Annotated in this window: 20 protein-coding genes; 6 read left to right on the forward strand and 14 right to left on the reverse strand. The window is 54.4% G+C overall.

All coding sequences use genetic code 11. The features are described 5' to 3' along the window. Positions 1-25: 25 nt before the first annotated feature. From HVE01_RS13420 to HVE01_RS13475, 12 genes are all read right to left on the reverse strand, one after another. Positions 26-988, reverse strand: coding sequence for a ribonuclease Z (locus HVE01_RS13420; protein WP_125745712.1), 963 nt, complete (start codon positions 986-988; stop codon positions 26-28). A gap of 46 nt (positions 989-1034) precedes the next feature. After that, positions 1035-1298 (reverse strand): Txe/YoeB family addiction module toxin, encoded by a 264-nt coding sequence (locus HVE01_RS13425; protein ID WP_030069596.1) that lies wholly within the window; start codon positions 1296-1298, stop codon positions 1035-1037. After that, positions 1291-1545 carry a type II toxin-antitoxin system Phd/YefM family antitoxin gene (locus tag HVE01_RS13430; RefSeq protein ID WP_125745710.1) on the reverse strand — a complete coding sequence of 85 codons (255 nt, stop codon included), beginning with the start codon at positions 1543-1545 and terminating at the stop codon, positions 1291-1293. The genes HVE01_RS13425 and HVE01_RS13430 overlap by 8 nt, the downstream gene beginning before the upstream one ends. Positions 1546-1706: 161 nt before the next feature. After that, positions 1707-2249, reverse strand: coding sequence for a DinB family protein (locus tag HVE01_RS13435; RefSeq protein WP_125745708.1), 543 nt, complete (start codon positions 2247-2249; stop codon positions 1707-1709). A gap of 112 nt (positions 2250-2361) precedes the next feature. Continuing rightward, a complete protein-coding gene (locus HVE01_RS13440; protein WP_479715068.1) occupies positions 2362-2817 on the reverse strand; it encodes a GFA family protein in 456 nt (151 codons plus the stop codon). Between the two features lie 151 nt (positions 2818-2968). Then, the gene (locus HVE01_RS13445; RefSeq protein WP_125745706.1) at positions 2969-3502 is read right to left on the reverse strand and encodes an AAA family ATPase; all 534 of its coding nucleotides are present in this window, start codon (positions 3500-3502) and stop codon (positions 2969-2971) included. A gap of 82 nt (positions 3503-3584) precedes the next feature. Then, positions 3585-4406, reverse strand: coding sequence for a GNAT family N-acetyltransferase (locus HVE01_RS13450; protein ID WP_240645138.1), 822 nt, complete (start codon positions 4404-4406; stop codon positions 3585-3587). A 311-nt stretch (positions 4407-4717) separates the two neighbouring features. Next, positions 4718-5584 (reverse strand): DUF7281 domain-containing protein, encoded by an 867-nt coding sequence (locus tag HVE01_RS13455; RefSeq protein WP_125745702.1) that lies wholly within the window; start codon positions 5582-5584, stop codon positions 4718-4720. Continuing rightward, positions 5581-6810 carry a hypothetical protein gene (locus HVE01_RS13460; RefSeq protein ID WP_125745700.1) on the reverse strand — a complete coding sequence of 410 codons (1230 nt, stop codon included), beginning with the start codon at positions 6808-6810 and terminating at the stop codon, positions 5581-5583. The genes HVE01_RS13455 and HVE01_RS13460 overlap by 4 nt, the downstream gene beginning before the upstream one ends. Beyond that, on the reverse strand, positions 6807-7436 hold the full coding sequence (locus tag HVE01_RS13465) for a condensin complex protein MksE (RefSeq protein WP_146944708.1): 630 nt from the start codon (positions 7434-7436) through the stop codon (positions 6807-6809). The genes HVE01_RS13460 and HVE01_RS13465 overlap by 4 nt, the downstream gene beginning before the upstream one ends. Continuing rightward, positions 7433-11098: an ATP-binding protein gene (locus HVE01_RS13470; RefSeq protein WP_146944710.1), complete on the reverse strand. Its 3666-nt coding sequence runs from the start codon at positions 11096-11098 to the stop codon at positions 7433-7435. The genes HVE01_RS13465 and HVE01_RS13470 overlap by 4 nt, the downstream gene beginning before the upstream one ends. Positions 11099-11290: 192 nt before the next feature. Next, positions 11291-11965 (reverse strand): GntR family transcriptional regulator, encoded by a 675-nt coding sequence (locus HVE01_RS13475; RefSeq protein ID WP_125745694.1) that lies wholly within the window; start codon positions 11963-11965, stop codon positions 11291-11293. A gap of 248 nt (positions 11966-12213) precedes the next feature. On the opposite strand from HVE01_RS13475, the gene HVE01_RS13480 reads away from it, so the two are divergent. The 6 genes from HVE01_RS13480 to HVE01_RS13505 all read left to right on the forward strand — a co-directional run bounded on the left by HVE01_RS13480 (position 12214) and on the right by HVE01_RS13505 (position 19873). Continuing rightward, positions 12214-13770 carry an ABC transporter substrate-binding protein gene (locus HVE01_RS13480; RefSeq protein WP_146944712.1) on the forward strand — a complete coding sequence of 519 codons (1557 nt, stop codon included), beginning with the start codon at positions 12214-12216 and terminating at the stop codon, positions 13768-13770. A 76-nt stretch (positions 13771-13846) separates the two neighbouring features. Continuing rightward, the gene (locus HVE01_RS13485) at positions 13847-14824 is read left to right on the forward strand and encodes an ABC transporter permease (RefSeq protein ID WP_125745691.1); all 978 of its coding nucleotides are present in this window, start codon (positions 13847-13849) and stop codon (positions 14822-14824) included. Continuing rightward, positions 14821-15654, forward strand: coding sequence for an ABC transporter permease (locus tag HVE01_RS13490; RefSeq protein ID WP_089039116.1), 834 nt, complete (start codon positions 14821-14823; stop codon positions 15652-15654). Before HVE01_RS13485 ends, HVE01_RS13490 begins: the two co-directional genes overlap by 4 nt. A gap of 9 nt (positions 15655-15663) precedes the next feature. Beyond that, entirely contained in the window at positions 15664-17319 is a 1656-nt protein-coding gene (locus HVE01_RS13495) for an ABC transporter ATP-binding protein (RefSeq protein ID WP_146944714.1), read from the forward strand. 36 nt (positions 17320-17355) lie between these two features. Then, the gene (locus HVE01_RS13500) at positions 17356-18738 is read left to right on the forward strand and encodes an FAD-binding oxidoreductase (RefSeq protein WP_125745687.1); all 1383 of its coding nucleotides are present in this window, start codon (positions 17356-17358) and stop codon (positions 18736-18738) included. 25 nt (positions 18739-18763) lie between these two features. Then, on the forward strand, positions 18764-19873 hold the full coding sequence (locus HVE01_RS13505; protein ID WP_125745685.1) for a pyridoxal phosphate-dependent aminotransferase: 1110 nt from the start codon (positions 18764-18766) through the stop codon (positions 19871-19873). Between the two features lie 47 nt (positions 19874-19920). Here HVE01_RS13505 and HVE01_RS13510 read toward each other — a convergent pair whose 3' ends face one another. Further along, positions 19921-20877, reverse strand: coding sequence for a branched-chain amino acid transaminase (locus tag HVE01_RS13510; protein ID WP_146944716.1), 957 nt, complete (start codon positions 20875-20877; stop codon positions 19921-19923). Continuing rightward, positions 20874-21980, reverse strand: coding sequence for a class II histone deacetylase (locus HVE01_RS13515; protein WP_146944718.1), 1107 nt, complete (start codon positions 21978-21980; stop codon positions 20874-20876). The genes HVE01_RS13510 and HVE01_RS13515 overlap by 4 nt, the downstream gene beginning before the upstream one ends. Positions 21981-21988 lie beyond the last annotated feature (8 nt).

Consider the following 21988-nt stretch of genomic DNA (forward strand, 5'->3'; position numbering starts at 1 on the left):
CACTACTGATACACGCGCGGAAAAACTACTCGCTCACCACCTCAGAAAAGTGGCCCGTTTTTTCCAAGATGTATTCGCCAAAATCCTTCGCCAAGAAAAGAGAGCCTGAATAGACGCACTCAGCTTCTTTGCGGATGTCCTCGATAGATGGCGACGCATGGGGGCTGAGCTGATAACGAGGGCTGAAGTGCGTCAGCACCAAATTAGGTAGCTTTATCGATTCGGCAAAAGCAGCAACAAGTTTGGCGTAGCTATGTCCCACATCGCCAGCCTTCTCAGCCATCTCTTCGGTATAGGTAGCTTCATGCACCAACACCTGCGCTTCAGCACACGCCTCATTTAATAAGTCAGGTTGATCATTATCCCCAGCGACCACCACTTTCCTAGGCGTGTTCTTGACGATTAAGTAGTCCTGGCTTCTTAACGGCTCACCTGCAAACTCAATATCAATCCCTTGCTTCAACTGTCCCCACAGCGGCCCTCTTGGAATCCCCTTTTGCGCTAGCTTAGCCACGTCCAGGGCAGCATCAACCTTGCGCTCCGTAAACGCATAAGCATAAGACGCCACCCGGTGCGAAAGACTGAATGTCTCAACGGCGATGTTCTCAAACTCAACGCTAGGCAGGTCGTCCGAGTCGATAAATTCCAAAGCGAAAGGTAAGCATAGCTGCGTCACCTCACAGGTTGCCGCCAACCAAGTTTTGATACCTGCGGGCGCAACAATGGTCAGTGGCGCTTTCCGGCCACCCATGGCGGCACTCGCCAAAATGCCCGGCAGCCCGTAGCAGTGGTCGCCGTGCACATGAGTAATCAAGATAGCCTTCAACGAATGGAACGACAGCTTGGTACGCAAGACCTGATGCTGGGTGCCCTCACCACAATCAACCAGGTACCAGCACTTCCCTTTGCTTTCACGCAAAGCGATCCCGGAGACATTTCTTTGTTTGGTGGGCACACCAGCGGAGGTGCCGAGGAAGAGTAGGTTCATCGCTTATTTTGAATGGTCTTTGAGGTGGTCTGTGGAAGGGCCGAATCTAATAGTGATAACGACACGAAATGATCGTAATCGCATTATCATCAACGGCGTAGACTAATCGATTCGTATCATCTATACGTCGCGACCAAAAACCAGCTAAGTTTTCCTTTAACGGCTCTGGTTTACCAATACCTTCAAAGGGTGAACGCCTAGCGTCGTTTATAAGCTTGTTTATTCGTTTCAGCGTTTTTTTGTCCTGGGTTTGCCAATACAGGTAATCGCTCCAGGATTCGTCAGTCCATGACAGTAAACGACTACTCATCAATCAAGTCTCTGTGGGTTACCTTACCTGCTTTGAATTGTTCTATTGAACGATTCAAATGCTCAGCATTCGCTGGTGAGCGCAGTAAGTGCACCGTTTCCATCAGACTGTTGTAGTAGTCTAGCGACATAACAACAGCATCTTCCGAATCACGGCGAGTAATCACCGCTGTATCCGCGTCATTAACAACGGAATCTAATACCGTTTTCAAACTATTTCTTGCTTCTGTAAAAGACACAATTTTCATAGAGCCTCCACATGTACGCTTTACAGAACAAGTATAGCTCCACACCTCAACATGTACAATATAACGAACATGTCAACCATGACAGCTAATGCCGCCAACACGCACAGTTTTGTAGTAAAGGGGAAGCCACAGTTAAATGGGCATCGCCGTGGCGAGCTTGGTTATACTTCAGGCTCCTCTGGAATCTGAACCATAAGGTCAGTAACCCCGATATCCACACCCGCCTGAGATAGCAAAGTAGAAACTTGCCCACGATGGTGAGTTTGATGATTAAAGAAATGAAGAACCAGGCTCGAGTATCGTTTATTTGCAGGAATCCCCTTGCTATTGCGATAGCTGAGAACGACATCCAGGTCACCGTCGGATAGTTCGGCTACCCAATCGATAATCCTCTGATCCAACCAGCGTCGGTGTTCAGACAGACGACCAACATCGTCAAAGACAATCTGATCCAACGTAGTCGGCTTTGGAAGATCAGCAACCTCGCGCAAAGAGACCACACAGGAGGGATGTGTAGCAAACCGTTTAAGCCAGATAGTGTCAGCCACTAGGATATGATTCAGGGTTCCTAAGATGGAACCGAAGAATGCCCCACGGTCTTTGGCTAAATCAGTGGCAGAGAGTTGGCCTGCAGCCTCATAAACCTTTGAGTTCATCCACTGATTGTAGGAAGCCAGCATTGCAAAGTGATCTTTAAGGCCCATCCGAGGTTCCTCTCAGGTATAACGCCCAACTCAGCGGACGATGAAAGCGAAGTGTAAATTGTTCCACTGTAGCTGATTGTTTAGTATCACACCCTATTCATCGCTGCTGTGTTTATCCTTGTTTTTGCGCATATTCTTGAAGCAATTCGGGGAACTTTTCCTGCGGTGGAAACTTACAAAAACTATGCTCTGCGCCAGTGATCGCCCACTCCAGTTTTTCATCTGTGTAAGTTTCAATAAATGGTTTGTAGGTTCGAGAATCCTCTAGCAACGTTGAGCGAACATTGACAAAGTTATCCATGCCTTCGGGTCGAGTGAACAGCCAGCTCATACAATGCCCGCAGAAATAGTGGCGAGTGTTCCCATGCAGCCCACCGATAACAGGCTCTCCGGATTTAATTGAGAATGCCTCGCTCGGATAAAGCGAACTCAAGCTAAACGCGCTAGATGTCATTTGCTGACATCCTGTGCAGTGACATGCCATGGTGATCATTGGCTTAGCGCTAACCTCAAATTCTACCTGTCCGCAACGGCAATGGCCTTTAACCTTACTTGATGTACTGTCCACTGAACTTTACCTCTAAGTTGGATATGGTTAGCACTCTCTCCCTTCCTCAGTCCAGAGGTTGGGAAAATGGCTATATGACTCATAACGCCGCGTTCTGCGGAAAATTTTGAGCCGCTAAGCGGTGGCAAAATTTTCCGCCAACAGTGAATTGTTAGAGGGTATGTATACACTGCAAAATGAACGCAACACGCTCATTAATATTGCCTCGTGGGACTTCTAGTGTTTCGTACCCCCACTGCGAATACCACCTTTTCATACCGTCAAACACCGCTACGGACTCCTCAAACGTTTGATCACGCTCTGAATCAGTACCGTAAATTTCTTTCCATGGCGGCAGAAGAAAGACAACGCTGTTATATGGAAATTTTTGAACGTAGTGCGCTATTTCATCTCGCGTTAATGCGCTCTCCGCATCGAGCATATACAGCGCATCCAGTACTCCGCGATCAAACAACATGACACGGTCGCAGGAGGCTGCATTCTGATACTTTTCGATATCCGCACTAAGTATCTCTTGGGCAAAAGAGACAGGGTCCGGTCGAGGCGATAACCCCGCTGCTAACCGCTCTTTGATTATTTTCCTAGCGGACTCCGGTGCGAAGCTATATCCACGCTCCGCTAGAGCACTCAGAATGGTCGTTTTTCCACCACCAGGGCCGCCGGTGACTACGAATCGATGGTTCATCTCACTCCTAATGAGGCTGTAGAAAATCTGAGTTCGAGCTGTCTCCACTGCTTAGTAGAAGTCGGCTTACCCCATCACCCGCTCATCCGATTTCAAAAGACGCCACGCCAAATAGACGAGCTAACGGCAGAGTTGGCGCCTCACCCCGGTACATTCGGGCGGTTTCAAATGACGCCCTCATGCCATGCTGCTCGGCCAATGACACCGCCGCTGGGTTGATGGCTGGCACATCAAGGAAAATCGGGTCCGATGGCGTCGTGCGGGCCCTCAAGGCGAGAAGAAGCGACTCGGCCAATGCCGGGCTATCCGCCAACAGGGGGCCGACCTTGTAACCGTTGCGGCATTTCCGGATGACCCCATAGCCAGACAGCCTGTCATGCTGCATCACGCCCAGTGCATGAGCATCGGGCTGGCTGATCCAGGCACGGGTGAACTGTTCCCTGTTGGCAGGAAAAAAGGGCCGGTCATAGGCGTCAATGATCTCAAAAGGCAGGCTGGATAGCTCGACGACCTCAGCGTGTTGAGGCGCCTTTCCGCCACCCCTTCCCTCATAGCGAATGTTGCGATAGGCCAGCGTAAAACCGGATTTCCGGTAATTTTCCTGCTGATCGACGACACCATCGAGTCCGATGTGAAGGCCTTGAAGGTAGTTCATTCCGGCCTGCCACAGTTGAAGCCCATACCCTTGTCCCCGGTATTCCGGCTTGACGATATAGAAGCCAAGAAAACCAAAGGCGTCGTCGTATTTGATCACCGAGATGGTGGCGATAGGCTCGTCGTCAAGCAAGCCGACGAGGAAACCCTTAGGGTCGGTGGAAAAATAGCAGTCGGCATCGTGGAACCCCGGATTCCAGCCTTCCTTTGCGGCCCACTCCATCGCGAGGTCCAACTCTTCGCGATTCATCGCCCTAATCCTATAGCTGTTATTGTTCATTGGTTACTCTACGGAACATGAAAACGTCTTTATAGCTTAGGCCTTATCAGAAAAGCGCACATGGCTAACTAACAGGATCGATGAAGATGCACTAACAGATGTACGCTTAGGCTCGAAACCGATTGTTGTCGCCATCTCACCTGCCCCTCCTCCATTCATCCCCTTTAGGGCACAGCCACTGTTGGCAAACTACCCAAACGTCACGTTTCGGCAACCCCGTTAACGGCCAACTAGGGGAAAGCTTAAAATAGCGGAGTTGAGCAACAGCCCTAAGACTGCTTTTAACTGAGCGATATACATACTAGCTCCCCTCCAAACCATTGCTGTTTTAACCCGCGCTGTTTTTCCAGCAGGGCTAAGTATGGGCGTAGGGGGTGGTGGCTAGGCAACGCAACGTTAAGTTGACGTAGGCGACGTTGGAATGGCAGTTGCTCAGCGGGTTGATGTAGGGGCGTGACATGCTGGATAAGCCACTCGATGTCGGGTAGCAGCAGATGTGTGGCGCCGCTGTCTAGGGCTAGGGTCACGCCCTTGGCATCGAAGTCGCCGGCGTAGAGATGGGGCCGATTGGTTTTGCGCCATGCTTCTTTCAGTGCGACAAAGCCACCACCGTAATGGCTGTCACCACGGTAAACGACCAGCGGGTTAGCGTAGCCGCTCAGCGCTGCTATCTCTGGCGAAAACGCGTAGAAGCTATCCAGGTTTTCCACTTGGACGAGCGCTCCAAACACCGACAGTTTCAAGCCGCTTACATCAACATCGCGTATGCTGCGCGGCTCTGGCGCAAGCCATGCAGAGGGCTGCGGCGGCAAGTTAATCAGCACGCGTTTTGCACGAGGGCCTTCGCGGCGGCTTTTATCCTCTTCAACGCCTTCAGCTGCTTGGGCGGCACTGCTTAAACCACTTAACGAGCGCCCTAGCGGTGCCAAACGGTCACTCTCCAACATGCTGTTGATTTGCGCCATGAGCTTAGCATCAAAACGCAGCGCTTGGCTGGAAAGCCGCATACCTAGGTCAATATCTTGCTGATGGCACCATGCCACTACATCTTCGACCCACTTGCCGCGAGACTTTTCTACCACGGGCTGGCGGTTAAGCTCTCGAACAACACTGTTAAGCCCGGCACGGGCGCGGCCTGATAACGTCATACCGCCACCGCCAATGCAACGTCATGAATCAGGCGCAGATCATTAAATGAGCTAGCCGGTGACTCGTCTTGGTGTAAGCGAAACGCCTGCTGCTCGCTACGTGGTAAGCCCTGGTATTCGGAGATCACCTGAAACAGCCAAATTTCATCCGGCCAGTCGAGGTGACTGTCATACAGATAAGCGAGGGCGCTGATTGGCTCGGCGGGAGGTTGATCTAACACTGCAAGATAAAAGCGTTCGACATCTTGTTTAAGTTTCTGTTGGCGCGCAGCGGCAAGGGTATCTTCCGGCGTGAGCGAAGGCACTGCCGACTCAAGAGTTTGCGTGGCATGGCGTGGGGTTGGCAATTCATGCAGCAGTTCGGCCAGCACGCGACTTTCTAGCGCGCGATCTAGCGCTGGTGCAGCGGCGGCATGTAACGGCGCAGCGTGGTTGAACAACGCTGGTACATCACTGCGTTTGGCGTAATTACTCGGCACAAAGCCTGGATGTTCGTGCATAAACGCCACCATACCGCTGATCAGACGGCTGCGTGCCTGCTGTTTGCGAAAGCGTGCCATTAGCTCAATTAGCCGCCGCTGCACTTCCCGCAGGCTGGTGTAATGGTGGCTTAAGCGCTGCTGTAGCTGGCTGATCAGTAGCTTACGCAGACTGCCATCGCTGCCTACTAACGCAATCAGCTCGTCGAAGTCGATCAGTGCCAAGCCATCCAACAACCTAACAATCTGCTTCTGGGCGCGATCGTTTTCGCGGATCTTATCGCTCAACTGGCTAACAAAGCCGAAATCGCTGTTGAGTCGCTGCCAGAGACTATCAATGGCATCGGCAAAGCGGCCGTTCAGATCGTCGACTTCCTGGCGCAGGCGCAGCAACTGCTGCTCCTGTCGCCAATGTTCGCCGCGGCTGCGGGCTTCGCGGTAGCTGTGCACCAACGAACGTACTAGCTCAAGGGTTTCGGCAACATCGGCATTTACATGGCGGCGGGTTTCGTCGGCAAGCATTTCAGCGATCAGTTCGCGCACCTTGGGAGCAAGCTTTACGCCGCTCTGCTCGTCGGGCCGCCATAACAGCCTAGCGGCCAACAGCTTGCGCAGCGCACTGTCGTTGAGTCCGTCTAACGGCACGTCATCACGAGTGTAGCCCTGCATCAGTCGTTCGGCATGTTTGCCCAATAGCGCCAGCCGTTCAGCGCCAGTTTTTAGCAGGCGGCTTTCCAGTTCGCTCACAGCAGCGCCTCCTGGGCACCCTCTTCCCGCTCCGCATCGATGGGCAAGTTTTCCTCATCGCGGATAAAGCGCACCACCTCGATCAGGTAATCAATTTTACCGGTGACTATAAACACCTGACGCTCAGCATGGGGCTGAAGTAAGTAGCCATGCTCTTTCAAGCGCTTAAATAGCTGCTTTACCTGGGCATCCAACTGGTCACTCTGGGAACCAAAGAAGCTGTCCGTGGCCAGCCTTTCCAGGCGCTCACGCAGGCTTTGGTTGTCTTCGCACTTAGCGCTGAACTCGGCGGGCTTAAGCACATCGCCAGGGGCTGCCAAGGTGTCGCGGCCTAGCGCCTCTTGAACCAGCTGCAGCCATTCCAGCAGCGGCAACAGGCTGTTGACCGTGTCACTCAGTTGGCGCGATAGCTGCTCCCGAGCGGCTTCATTAAGCTGTCGCCAGGCTAAAAAGTAGACACTGCCTTCATCATTGCTCGCCAGCCTGCGGTTGAGCGGGCGCAGGTAGTCATCAATCGCGTCGCGGGTCTCTTCATTTGCCAGGTGGCGAAAGGCGTTGTCGTCACTGATCGCGCAGACAAACTCACCAGCCAGCAAGCGTTCCAATAGCGGGCCATGTTCGATCATGCGGTCACCTCTTGCTGACGCTCCTTGATCCGCTGTGCAAGCGGGCTAAGGCGCGGCTCAATACGTTTTAGCAGGCGCTGGCTGGGCTGGTTAGAGTCCCGCTCAATCAGATAGCGATTAGCAAATAGCAGCAGCACATCCGATTCGGGGTTGGGGAAAGCACCGACAATATGGATACGGTTGCTGTCACAAGCGTCGAACAACTTTTCGACATTGTGATAGGCCAGCGTGCCAATTTCATCAATCGGCCAGTGGATAGCGATCTGTGCATCCCCTCGCAGCAGCCGCGTAAACGCCAGCAGAAACTTACATAAAATCAGGTAGGCCATGCCATGGCTGGAAGACTCCAACAGCTGGCGGTCGTTTTTGATTACCAGATCAGTGCCACCTTCGTTTAGGTGCAGCTCAAGGCGCAGCAGGCTTTCAAAGCTGTACTGCTGGTCGCTGCGCAGCAAATCGACCACATCGGCCAGTGCGTTAAGATATTCGTCGCTAGGCAGCATCTGGCCGGATTCCCGCCACGCTTTGTAGCGCTGGGCAAACAGCTTTAAAGGCTCCCAGAAGCCCAGTTCATCAATCGTCGATTGAATGCGCACTTCCGCTTTGCTGATGCCTTCTAAACGCAGGTCATCCGCCACTTCGTCGGAAAGCCGACGACTTTGCGCACTAATACGGCGGTTTAAGTCACGGAAGACAATAAAGAATTTATCCAGGTCATCGCTTAAATTGCGCCCTTCCTGAATCAACTGCTGCTGTTGATCTTCCAATAGTTTGAGCATGTCACGCAGCAGCGGCAACACCAGTCGTGGACTGTCGTTTGGCAGCTTCTCGCGTTCACTTTGCAGTGCATCGGCAAAGCCGCTGCTGGCATCTTTAATCAGTTGGCTTTCTACCTCCAGGCAGCCCCGGCGCAGCTGCTCAAGCTGCTGATGGCGGCTGGTTAACGCTTGGCGCGCACGCTCAATGCGCTCCTCCATATCACCCACGGCCTCCGCTAAGGGTGCACCCTCTGAAACGATGTCCAAACTTTCCAACTGGGTCAGTAAAGGCTTTAGGGCTTCTACACTGCCGTGGGCATTTGCGCGCTGAATTTTTAGTTCATTAACCGCTGCCTGATGCGCTTCACGTGCGCTATGGAAGTCATTTTTGAGGCGCGCTTTTTCGCGCTTCAACTGTTGATCAAGCTGAACAAGTTCGGCTTCCTGGGCCACCAGCTGAGGCTTGTGCTGGCCCCACTCCACACGCATAAAACGTTGGTACTCGGTGAGCTCTTCCTGGCGAGCAGCAATTTTACGAATACGTTCACTCTGCTGTTCTAAGCGTTTCTTCGTTTCCTGCAGCTGCGCGGGGTTCACACCCTGCTCGGCAAGCTCCTGGCTGAAGGCGGCTTCCAGCTCACTGCACTGGCGCTTGTGTTCGGCGTTGGCGTCGTTGAGCTGCTGTTTGTACTGGCGTAGCTGCGCATCCAGGCTATCCAGCTGGCTTTGCGCGTCGGCTTTTAACTCCAGCAACTGGCCTTGATGCGTCTCAGCAAGCTCGGCAAGCGCCTGGCGTTTCTCTTCGCGCAGTTCGGTCTGAGCCTGCTCTTGGCGAGTCAACGCTGCTTGGTGCTCGGCTCGGCGAGCCTGCTGACGCTTGGTATGGCGCTCTTGCTGCTGGCGGCGAGCCTCAAGGGCATACTCCACTTCCTGTTCAGCCCGCTGATACCCCATGCGCGCCTGATCTTGGGCCTCGTCGGCCTGCTGAACCCGTTCGTTGTGCTGCTTCAGGGCTTTTTCGGCAGCGGCACACTCGGCCTGGGCGCGCTGTTTAGCGCCATCCGCTTCTTCAATCGCCGCCAGCAAACTGACTTCGTCTTGAGCATAATCCGGCAATGCAATGGCGCTTAGATCCAGCGCTAACCCGAATAGGTCATCGCTGGCGCCTTCAGCAAGCTGCGGGGCGAGGTCGCGGCGTTCAAGCAGCTCTGGCGCAATGACCTTACCAAGCTGCTGCTCCCAACCGGGGCGGTGGTAACGCAAGAAGTGGCGCAGGCTACCCTGCTCGGGGTCGCGCTGTTGATAGAGTGCATAGCAGTGCTGTTCGGCCCGCTCACGCTGCTGACGACACTGCACTAACTGCTGCTCGGCGGCATCGCGTTCACGTTTGTGGCTTTCAAGCTCACGGCGCAGCGCTTCCAAGGTTGCAGAAGCGGCGCTGCGTTCCTGCTGTGTTTGGTCTAAACGCGCTTGGGCAAGCTCAGCTTCTTGGGCTTCTTCAGTAGTTTGGGTGGGCATTGCCAGCTGCGCTTTTAATTCGGCTAGCTGCTCAACACCCAGCTCTAACTGCGCTTGATACTCACCCTCTAGCCGTTGACGCTCTTGCTGATAGCGCTCGTTATGCTGCTGTTCGGCTTGCCACTGCTGCTCGCGACGCTGCGCTTTTTCCTCGACCAGGGCATCTATCAATTCCTGGTTTTCTTGAGTTTGACGGGCAAGTGCTTCGGAAAGCTCGCGCAACCGGCCATCTAAGCGCGCCTGGCTCTCTTTTACCGCATCTTGCATGACCTGCAGGTGCTGCTGAAGCTGATCACGCTGCTCACGCCACTGGGGCAAGGCGTTGATGTCTCGCTCCAGGCCGGTCATATCGGCATCGGCGTAGTGCTCAAACTGGGTTTGCAGATCATTCAGGCGGCGCTGAGTGTGCTGCAAATCGCTCGCGACTTCACTGTGGCGGTCGTTCAGCTCATCGCGCTGCTGGGTGTAGGCATTTTCACGCTGTTGGAATTCGCGCTGGTGGCGGTTTAACTCACCATCCAGGTCCGCAATACGCTTCTCTGCCTGCTGATAGTCGGCGCTTAGCTGGGGTTTCAACTGCCACAGCGTGGTCTCTAACTGAGCCAATTCGCGGTCGATGCCGCCAAGCTTAGTCAGCGCAGCCTGCAGCGGCTCCAGGCGCATGGACTGGCGCATCTGGGCAATCCACTCCCGCGCCTTGGCACTGCGAATACGGGTAACTGGCAGCTCGACGCCATCCTCTTCGAAAATTGCCGCCAGCATGGTTTTGAGGGTGTCCATCTTGCCCTCTTTTGCATGCACAGCAGAGACCAGTTTTTCGATATGACGGATACGTCGTTCAGGGTTAACCAGGCTAAACTGCGCCGCGATTTGGCGCAGCTTTAATCCATCGCGGCTATTACCGTGCAGCTGGGTAAAATCGTTTTGAATCACCGAGCGAAACTCGGAGGTGGCTCCCAACTTGGAAGAGACAGCAATCCCGCTGCGGCGCAGTCCGCTAGACCACTGAGGGTACTCCAGCGCCAAGGGGCCTTTTTCAGTTTCGATCAGATAGTCTTCTGGCCGGTAAGGGGCACCGACAAATCGGTACTCCACGCCACCTTCTTGCTTGCGCGTCAGCACGACTTGGCAAACATTGCCTGCTTCGCGGCGGTATTCGTAGACAAGATAGCTTTGACGAGTGGGCAAGTAGAAGGCATCAAACTTCATGCGGGTTTTCGGCACCACCTTATTGGGCAGCTCGCCATAAAACACCGGCACTAACCGCTGAAGCGTGGTTTTGCCTGACGCGTTGGTGCCGCAGATATTAGTGTGGCCATCCACATTGAGTTCAACCACCCCCGACAAGTGGCCGTGAATCATAATGATGCGTAGCAAATGCGCCATGCCGTGTCCTTGGTCGTCAAACGTCCGAAAACGCTATCTTGCCAGACCTGGAGCAAGGCGACATCTGTTCAGGTGTGAACTATTGATTTATCTATTGGCAATGCACATTTAGATCGGCTGCTGGCCCATCTGCATTTCGTCCTAGCTCTCTTTCATTCGCCCTTTTAGTCACTGTCTTAGTTACTATCTCAGCTACTCTCCCACGCCGCTCACTACAAAATCCCTAGCAACGCCTATGTGGTAATCAATGGCCTCACGGCAAGCCTCGGAACTGCCGCTTCCCAATGCATCTAGCAGCTTAAAATGACTGGTGGCAATGGTATCGGGGGCTTCGTGGGTTTTGGTAATCAGCGTAATACACAGGCGAAGTTCGTGGGTTAAGCCATCAAATGCCCGCAGCAGCCGCTCATTGCCCGCAAGATGAATCATTAAGCGATGAAACTGCAGATCCTCCTCAATGCGGCGTGTTCCATCATTGCTGGCTGCCGCGGCGCACAAGATCTCTACCTGCTGTTTTAGCGCGCGCTCTGCATCGCTGCTATAGCGCTCAGATAAGCGTTGGATAGCATGGCGTTCCAGGCATAGCCTCAGATCAAAAACATCCTCTAATTCAACGGCATTCAACGCCCTAACAAAAAAGCCGCGTCTTGGCTTTGAGATTAAAAGCCCACGACTTTCCAATAAGCGGGCGGCCTCGCGAACTGGCGCGCGGCTGACGCCTAAATCCCGGGAAAGCTGCACTTCTGAAAGCCGCTCACCGGGTAAAAAGTGTTGCTGGATAATCGCTTGCGTCAAATAGTCTGCCACTTGCTCAACAAGGTTTTGCTGTTGAATAAAGCCGCCGGGAGCCACTGGTGAAGAGGCCATAGAGTTTACTCTTATTAGATATTACGTACTTTTAGTATGACGTAAAAATACATTCTGTCGACGGCCGATTGACGACTGTCGACAGTTATACAAACCAATGCTATGTTCAAAAAGGCCTCATATAACGATCTATAACCAAAATCCATAACAACAACTGGGCTGTTTTGTATCACGCCTCGCTCGCCTAACAATAACGTAAATCCATTACGTGACAGGCTTTAGCCTAGTAACCGAGGAGCAGAAACAAAATGAGAACACCTTTGGCTTTGGCAATTTCCGCTGCAGCACTCGCTTTTTCGTCGGCCGCCCTAGCAGACGACCCGAAACAAGGGGGTACGGTTAACACTATTATTCAACCAGAACCGCCAGGCTTAGTGCTGGGAATGGTGCAAAACGCGCCTACGCGCACCGTGGCAGGCAATATCTATGAAGGGCTGCTGCGCTACACCACGGATCTGGAACCCATGCCACAGTTGGCTGAATCATGGGACATCAGCGACGATGGCCGCACCTATACTTTCCACCTAAGGGAAGATGTTACCTGGCACGACGGCGAACCCTTCACCGCTGACGACGTGGTATTTTCTGCCGATGTTTTCCACCGCGAACTGAACCCCAGTGCGCGGGCCGTTTTACAACATGTGGAAAGCATCGAAGCAACGGATGACCACACGGTGGTATTTACCTTAACCGATCCCTTCGGCCCATTCCTGATCTCCTTTGAGGCAGGCACCTTCACCATGGTGCCTGAACACCTGTATGCGGGCACCGACTTCCGCAACAACGAACATAACGACCATCCGATTGGCACAGGCCCTTTCAAGTTTGCTAATTGGGAACGCGGCACCGTGATCGAGCTGGTTAAAAACGATGACTACTACGAAGATGGGCTTCCCTATCTGGATGGCGTCAACTGGCACATCATTCCCGATGGCGGTTCCCGTGCCGTTGCCTTCGAGAACGGTACTATTGATGTACTACCCAGCGGTACCGTTGAGAACTTTGATATCCCGCGTTTATCCGCGATGGATAACGTCTGTATGACGGAAGAAGGCCACGAATATTTCAGCCCCTTCGCCATGCTATGGATGAACAACCGAGAAGGCCCCACCGCCGACAAACGCTTTCGCCAAGCGGTGATGTATGCCATGGATCGTGAGTTTGCCAAAGACGTGCTGTGGAATGGCTTAGGCAAAGTGCCGCTCTCGGCTTTTGGTTCCAACGCGCGCTTCCAACATGACGATTTAGAGCCCTACGATCACAATCCAGAGCGTGCCCGTGAACTGTTGGCCGAAATGGGTTACGACGGCGAAGAGATAACTATTCTGCCGCTTCCTTACGGTGAAACGTGGACCCGCTGGGCTGAGGCCGTACAACAGAACCTGCGTGAAGTGGGCATTAACGTAAGCACCCAAGCCACCGACGTGGGCGGCTGGAACCAGCGCCTCGGCGACTGGGATTACGATCTCGCCTTTACCTACCTATACCAGTACGGCGACCCGGCACTGGGCATTTCACGTACCTACCTTTCCGACAATATTGCCAAAGGCTCACCCTGGAATAACGTGGAAGGCTACGAAAACGAGCGTGTCGACGAGCTGTTCAACGAGGCCGCCACAGCTTTCCCCGACGAAGAGCGCGAAGCGCTTTACAGTGAAGTTCAGGAAATCCTGCACGAAGACGTGCCCGTTGGCTGGCTGATGGAACTGGGCTTCCCAACCCTGTACCGCTGTGATGTGCAGAACCTCGTCACCTCCGGCGTGGGTGTCAACGACGGCTTTAAAGATGCTTGGCTAGATCGCTAAATCCAAGCCACCCAGGTAGCGAGAGCTACCTGGGTTTTTTAGCTATGTCTTGAAGGTATTAGCCAGGAAACAACTTATGGTTTACGCGCGTCTCATTCTGATGCGGCTGTTTAAAGCCGTGATTGTGCTGTTTTTAATCGTTATTTTTAACTTCCTGCTGATTCAGATGGCCCCTGGTGACCCTGCGGCGATTTTAGCCGGCGAGGCGGGCGCGGCTGACCAGGAGTTCCTCAATCAGTTGCGCGAACGGTTTGGTCTTGATCAGCCAATGTATGTGCAACTGTGGCGCTACGTATCAGGCATTGCCATGCTCGACTTTGGCTACTCCTATCGGCTTGGTGTGCCCGTCTTTGATCTGATTATGGATCGTTTGCCCGCCACGCTGCTACTAACCGGCACGGCGTTTGTGCTCTCGCTGGCACTCGGCATTGTGGCAGGCTCCATGGCGGCGGCGCGGGTTAAAAAGCCCTCGGGCTCCCTGATAATGGCGCTGGCCTTGGTGTTTTATGCCACACCACTGTTTTGGGTAGCGCTGATGTCGGTAGTGGTGTTTTCCGTCTACCTCGGATGGCTACCTGCTTACGGTCTTTACACCGTTGGCGCAGACCTCACAGGCTTTGCACTTGTGCTGGATGTCGCCACCCATTTAATACTGCCTGCTACCACGCTGGCGCTATTTTTTATGGCAATTTATACCCGCATGACGCGCACCTCGATGCTCGATGCAGCCCAGCAGGACTTCGTTAAAACCGCCCGCGCGAAAGGGCTAAAACCTAGCGTTATTCAGCGCCGCCACATTCTTCGCAATGCCTTACTACCAATCATCACCCTAGCAGGCTTGCAGGCTGGGCAGATGGTTGGTGGCGCTATTTTGACGGAAACCGTGTTTGCCTGGCCGGGTATTGGGCGGCTGATGTTTGAAGCGCTACAGCAGCGTGACTACAACCTGCTGCTGGGGATTTTCTTCTTCTCGGCGGCATTAGTGATTGTCTTCAATATTATTACCGACTTGGTTTACCGCTTGGCTGATCCGCGCATCAAGGGGGCCTCATGAGCTTTTTCGCACGCTTTGCGCAAAACCGTGGCGCCCTGGTAGGGCTGATTATTCTGCTGCTCATTATCGTCATGGCGATTCTGGCGCCGCTGCTATTTCCCGAGTCTCCCTGGCGCATGGTTCAGCGGCCCTTTTTGCCGCCGCTTTCCCAGGATGGCTTTCTGCTCGGCACCGATACCATGGGGCGCAACGTCGCCGCAGGCTTAATGCATGGCGCCTGGGTGTCGCTGCTGATTGGTTTGGTATCCACTAGCGTTGCCCTGTTGATTGGCGTGCCACTGGGGGCGATTGCGGGATACTACGGAGGCCTGATTGACGACGTACTTATGCGCTTTACCGAGTTCTTTCAAACCATCCCCAACTTTGCCCTGGCAATTGTGCTGGTGGCGATTATGCAGCCCAGCATCACCTCCATTGTGCTGGCGATTGCGCTGGTCAGTTGGCCCCCTGTCGCCCGTTTGGTAAGGGCAGAGTTTATGTCGTTACGGCATCGTGAATACGTTGAAGCGGCTCGCTTAGTCGGCCAAACCAACAGCACCATTATCCTGCGTCAGATTCTGCCTAACACGCTGTCACCGATTATTGTGCTGGCCTCATTAATGGTCGCCACCGCTATTTTGCTGGAATCGGCGCTGTCGTTTTTAGGCTTGGGTGACCCCAATGTGATGTCCTGGGGCTACATGATTGGCGCGGCACGTACGGTTATTCGCCAAGCGTGGTGGCTGAGTTTCTTCCCTGGTGTGGCGATTCTACTCACCGTTCTGGCGTTGAACTTAGTCGGTGAAGGGCTAGACGATGCGCTTAACCCCAAACTTTCCCGCGAGCGCTAGGAGCCCTTCATGACGGTCACTATCGATTCTAAAAAACAGCACCCATCAGCTGAAACAGTGCTCAGCATTCGTGACTTAAGCGTGGCGCTCCCCAAAGGGGCCGACCGTGCCTTGGCGGTGGAAAACGTTAGCTACGACGTTAATCGCGGCGAAATCATGTGCGTAGTTGGGGAATCCGGCTCGGGGAAATCAATGGCCGCCAACACCGTGATGGGCTTGCTCCCTAAAGGCGTGCGCCCCGTTCAAGGTGAGGTCAACTTTCTCGGCCAGGACGTCATCACCCTAACCGAGAAACAGCATCGTGCCCTGCGCGGCCTTAAAATCGGCATGATTTTTCAGGAACCCATGACCGCACTTAATCCGTTAATGCGGGTGGGCGCCCAAATTGCCGAGGTGTTTGAGGCGCACGGCCAACTGACCCCGAAGCAGCGTCAGGAACGTGCCTTAGAGCTGTTGATTGAAGTGGGTATCCCACAGCCGGAAAAAGCCATCAGTGCCTACCCTTTTGAGCTATCCGGTGGCCAGCGACAGCGCGTCATGATCGCCATGGCATTAGCCCTTGAGCCAGTGCTGTTGATCGCCGACGAGCCCACCACCGCGCTGGATGTGACTACCCAGGCACAGATTCTTGAGCTGATTCGTGATTTACAGCGCCGTCGTGGTATGGCGGTGATGTTTATCACTCATGACTTCGGCGTCGTGGCTGAAATCGCCAACCGCGTCTGTGTCATGCGCCACGGTCAAATTGTCGAAATCGGCGCAGCCAAAGAGGTGCTGGAAAATCCGCAGAACGCTTATACAAAAGCACTGATTGCCGCCATTCCCAGCAATGCAGTGCCGCCCCACCGGGAGAATAGCCAGGTGGCTCCGCTGCTAGAGATCAAACAGCTTAATAAAGTTTTTCGATCGCGTGGAGGCTGGCTTAAGCCTGCCCGAGAAGTCCGTGCACTGGATAATATCTCGCTAACTCTGGCACGCGGCGAAACCATGGGGATAGTGGGTGAATCGGGATCGGGAAAATCCACTCTTGGCCGCTGTGTGGTGCGCCTTGAACATCCGGACAGCGGTGAACTGTTACTGGATGGCGTTAATCTTTCACAGCTCAAAGGCGACGCATTGCGTCGTGAACGCCACCGCGTGCAGATGATTTTTCAGGACCCCTACGCCTCACTTAATCCACGCACTCGGGTCGGCATGGCAATTGCACAAGGGCCGATGGCTAATGGCACACCCAAGGATGTGGCGCTCAAGCAGGCAGGTGAGCTACTTGAGCTAGTGGGCCTTGGCGCAAGCGCCGTAGAGCGCTACCCACATGAGTTTTCCGGCGGACAGCGTCAGCGCATTGGCATTGCCCGTGCGTTAGCGCTAAACCCTGAACTGATTGTGGCAGATGAAGCGGTCTCGGCACTGGATGTGTCTATTCAAGCCCAGGTGCTTGAACTGCTTGAAGAACTGAAGCAACGGCTGGCGCTTTCACTGCTGTTTATTACCCACGACTTACGCGTCGCCGCGCAAATTTGCGATCGCATCGTGGTGATGCAGCATGGCCGCATTGTTGAGCAAGGCAGCGCAGAGCAAATATTCCTTCAGCCAAAAGAGGCCTATACCCAGTCACTGCTTGACGCAATTCCTGGTCGCCAAGCGCCAGTGGCTGCTACCGCCTAATCGCTGAATTGTTAACCTCTTTATCAAGGAACACCCATGCAGATAACCCTGGAGGCGCTGCGCGCGCTTGTTGGTTCTGCCCATGTGCTCACCGGCGATGATGTCACTAGTCGCCGTGTTGACTGGATGACCGGCGCGCCCTGCCAAGCAGGTGCCATCGTGCGTCCGGCAGACACCGAACAGTTAGCGGCTGTCATGCAGGCATGCCATGCGCTTAAACAGCCCGTCGTGACCCACGGCGGCTTAACCGGTTTAGTCCATGGCGCCGAGGCGAGCCCAGCAGAGTTGGTCATTTCCCTGGAGCGCATGACCGCTATCGAAGAGATTGATCAGGTCGGCGGCACGATCACGGTGCAAGCTGGAGCCCCCCTTCAGCGGGTACAAGAAGCCGCTAACGAGGTTGGTTTGCAGTTCCCGCTGGATTTAGGCGCTCGTGGAAGCTGTACGATTGGCGGCAATATCGCGACCAATGCTGGCGGTGTCAGGGTGATTCGCTACGGCATGATGCGCCAGCAAGTACTGGGGCTTGAAGCAGTAATGGCCGACGGGCGTGTCGTCAGTTCCATGAATCGCATGCTAAAAAATAATGCAGGGTTTGATTTAAAGCAGCTGTTTATTGGCAGTGAAGGCACCCTGGGGATTGTTACCCGCGCCGTGTTGCGGCTTCAGCCGCCTACGCCTAGCGAGCAAACGGCACTGGTGGCTTGCCACTCATTTGACGCGTTAACCGGGCTATTAAGCCATATGGGCAAAGCGCTTGGAGGTGGCCTGGGGGCGTTTGAGGTAATGTGGCAAAACCACTATCGCCTGCTCACTGAAACGCTGGCGAGGCACACACCTCCGATTCCACCAGAGCACCCCTTTTATGTGATTATCGAGGCGCTCGGCAACGCTGAAAATCACCATGCAGAACAGTTCCGCGAAGCGCTTGAACAGGCATTTGAACACGACTTAATTGTCGATGCGGTGATTGCCCAATCAAGCACGCAACGCGATGGCCTCTGGGCGATACGAGAAGATATTGAAGGGCTAGTCAAGGGGCTGGCCCCCGTCCTGACCTTTGATGTCAGCCTCCCCATTGCCGATATGCAGCGCTATACCGATGCATTAGAGCAGCAGCTGGTACAACGCTGGCCAGATGGACGCCTAGTGGTATTTGGCCATCTTGGCGACGGCAACCTGCATATTTCTGTTAGCGTTGGCAGCGATGCGCCAGAAGAGCGCCACGCGGTAGAAACGCTGGTTTACGAGCCACTTAAAGCACTGGGAGGCTCTGTTTCAGCAGAGCATGGCATTGGGTTAGAAAAGCGCCCCTGGCTTAGCACCTGCCGCTCTCAGGCGGAAATTGAATTAATGCACACACTGAAGCAGGCGTTTGACCCACATCAGTTGCTTAATCGCGGTAAAATTTTGAGCTAAAAATTTTCACTATTAGGATATCGATATGCCCTCCTACCCCCATCATCTTACGGGTGAAGGTCCCCTTAATCCGTTTCCTGGGATTAAAGTTCTGGAGCGCCGCATTGGTCGCGAGATCCCTCATCGCTTGGGATCTAATGAAGGCTTAGATATGCCCCATCGTGCGCTACGTGAACATTTTGGCGATGCTGTCGCCGAGCATGTGTATTGTTACGGCGATGCGGAAGCTCTCGGCGTTCGCCAGCGGCTTAGCACCCAGCAGGGCATACCGCTCGATCATCTGCTGGTAGATGCCGGCGCCGATAGCCTAATCGCGTTAGCGCTACGCACCACCTGCACACCGGGCGACACCGTGGTTAGCACGGCAGGTACTTACCCAACCTTTGGTTACTTTGCCAAAGGCCAGGGTTGCCACTTAGTAGAGCCTAGTTATGTTGAAGCCCCAGGGCTACTTGCTCCTGACTTAGAAGCGCTAGCGGCGGCAGCACACCAGGAAAACGCTCAGCTAGTTTATTTAGCTAACCCCGACAACCCTAGTGGCCATCTGCATAGCGACAGTGCCATTCTCAAGCTGCGCGACGCGCTGCCGGACACCTGCTGGCTGCTGCTGGATGAGGCGTATGGCGATTTTCGTGATGATGCCAACAGTGACTTCGCCGCCAAGGCACTGCCGGGTGTCATTCGCTTACGCACGCTGTCAAAAGCCCACGGCTTAGCGGGCTTACGCATTGGCTATGCGATTGCTGACCCTGACGTGCTCGCTTTAATGATGAAGGTGCGCATTCACTACGCGGTATCCACCTTTACCCAGGCCGCTGCAGAAGTCGTGCTCGATCACCCAGCCGAAGTCCAGCACCATATTGCGGAAGTAAAAGCACGGCGAGAACAGCTAACGGCCCATTTCCAAGCACTGGGTGCCGACGTACTGCCGAGCGCGACCAACTTTATCGGCATTCGCTTACCAACTGCCGAACTGGCCGAGCGGGTAAACCGCGAGCTACTGGAAGCAGGCAGATTAATCGCCCGCCCCACTCACCCGGCACTTGGTCATGTCTTACGCATTACCGCCGTCGCGGATGCTTTGGAACCAGGGCAACTGGCGATTCTTGAGCAGGCCATTAAAGAAAATGCCTGACGGTTGTCAGGCACTCTTCAAACGTTAGCGAATAGCGAGTAACGAACCTAAGCGGGCGTTAACCAGTGCTTGAAGGCGGCCAGCTCGCCGCGCACTGCTTGGCGATACAGGCGCTGCAAACGCGCGGTCACGCTGTCGTCAGCAATCGGCGCGTCGACAGCTGGCGCGCCCGCCCTTGCCCCGATGCGGCGGCCATCCAGTTCACGCAGAGGAAGAATTTCCGCAGCTGTACCGGTTAAAAACGCTTCATCGGCGGTATATAGCTCATCGCGAGTGATGCGACGCTCGCGCACTTCAATGCCTAGCGCCTCGCGGGCCAACTGAATCACGCTATCGCGGGTGATACCCTGCAAGCAGGAGGTCACTTCAGGCGTATGCAGTACACCATCGCGCAATAAGAAAACATTAGCGGCGGACGCTTCGGCTACATAGCCTTCCGGATCGAGCATGATGGTTTCATCAAATCCTGCTTTCACGGCGGTATTCAGCGCCAGCATTGAATTCACATAATGACCGCTGGTCTTGGCACGGCACAGACTGATATTGACGTGGTGGCGCGCCCAAGAAGACGTCAGCGCACGTAACCCGCAGCGAGTTGCCTGCGGCGACAGATACGGCCCAAGGTCCCAAGCAGCAATCATCACATGGGTGCTTAACCCTTTGGCCCGTAGGCCAAGGCCTTCCCCGCCAAGAAACACCGTTGGCTTCAGATAAGCGTTAGTCAGCTGATTTTTGCGCAAGCACGCCTGCTGAGCCTCGATCAGCGTTTCTTCGCTAAAAGCGATCGGAATATCTAAGGAGTGGGCGCTCTCTGCTAAGCGGCGGGTATGCTCAGCGACCCGAAACAGTGCTGCTCCCTGCTCTCCTTCATAGGCGCGCACACCTTCAAAGCAGCCCATTCCATAGTGCAGCGTATGGGTAAACACATGAACCTTGGCCTCTCGCCAAGCCAGCCATTCACCATCCTGCCAAATCCAGCCATCACGATCATAAAGCGGTGTCATTGCGTAACTTGCTCCCACTGTTGGCGCCAGTCGTCGATTAGCGCTTGCTGGTGCGGTTGTAAGGCTTGATACCCCCAGGCAGCAATTTCATCGTTTTGCGGGTCGGGGACACTAATGGTGCTACCTGCCAGCGTTTGAATAACGCTATGTCCACATAACGGTACATAGCCTTCTGAGTAACCACCTTCATGGACGAAGACCAGCTTCCCCTGACAGCAGCGGGCGGCAAGTGCTTTTAGCTGTGCGGTCATTTCGGCAAACGCGGCACTGTTGAGCAGCATCTTGCCTAGCGGATCTTTGGCACAGGCATCATAGCCACAGGCCACCACGATTAAGTCTGGGTTAAAAGCTTCCAGGGCTGGCAACACCAGCGACTCCATCGCATAGCGATAAGCGCCCAAACCACAGCCCGGCGGCAGCGGCAGGTTAAGGTTTGTCCCTAGCCCTTCGCCTTCGCCTTGCTCGTCAAAACTACCGCTATCAAGCGGATAGTTCGCGGCTTGGTGAACGGAAACGGTAAACACCTCAGGCTCGGCATAAAACGCCGACTGCTGGCTATTACCGTGGTGCACGTCCCAATCAAGAATCGCTACCCGTTTCACTTGCCCCAAGGCTCGGGCACGCATCACCGCTACCGGGATATTGCCCAGCAAACAGAAACCACGCCCCTGGTCTGCCTCGGCGTGATGCCCCGGCGGGCGACAAAGCGCATAAGCGTTATCGACATGCCCAAGCGCCACGTCCTCTACCGCTGCGACGGCAAGCCCCGCGGAGTGCCTTGCTGCTGCCCAACTGCCAGGCATGAAAGGCGCGCAGTCGCCGCCATTGCCACCGCCACTTGCATCGGCTTCCGCCAGCATTTGCAGATAACCTGGGGTGTGAAAGCGCAGCAAATCTTGCTGCGCGACAGCAGGTGGTTTGACCACTCTCAGTTCATCTATCAGGCCGCTGACTTCAAGAATATTCTTCAGTCGTCGCTTGCTTTCGGGGCTTTCTGAAGCAGACTGCGGCTGCAGAAACTCACCGGGAGCAGAGAAAACGCCAATTGCCCCCTGGTCGTGCCAAAAGCAGCGTTCGTGCCAGTAAAACCCTGTCTTACTCATTGAGCTTC

The sequence above is a fragment of the Vreelandella venusta genome (genome assembly GCF_007989605.1).
GTDB lineage: Bacteria > Pseudomonadota > Gammaproteobacteria > Pseudomonadales > Halomonadaceae > Vreelandella > Vreelandella venusta.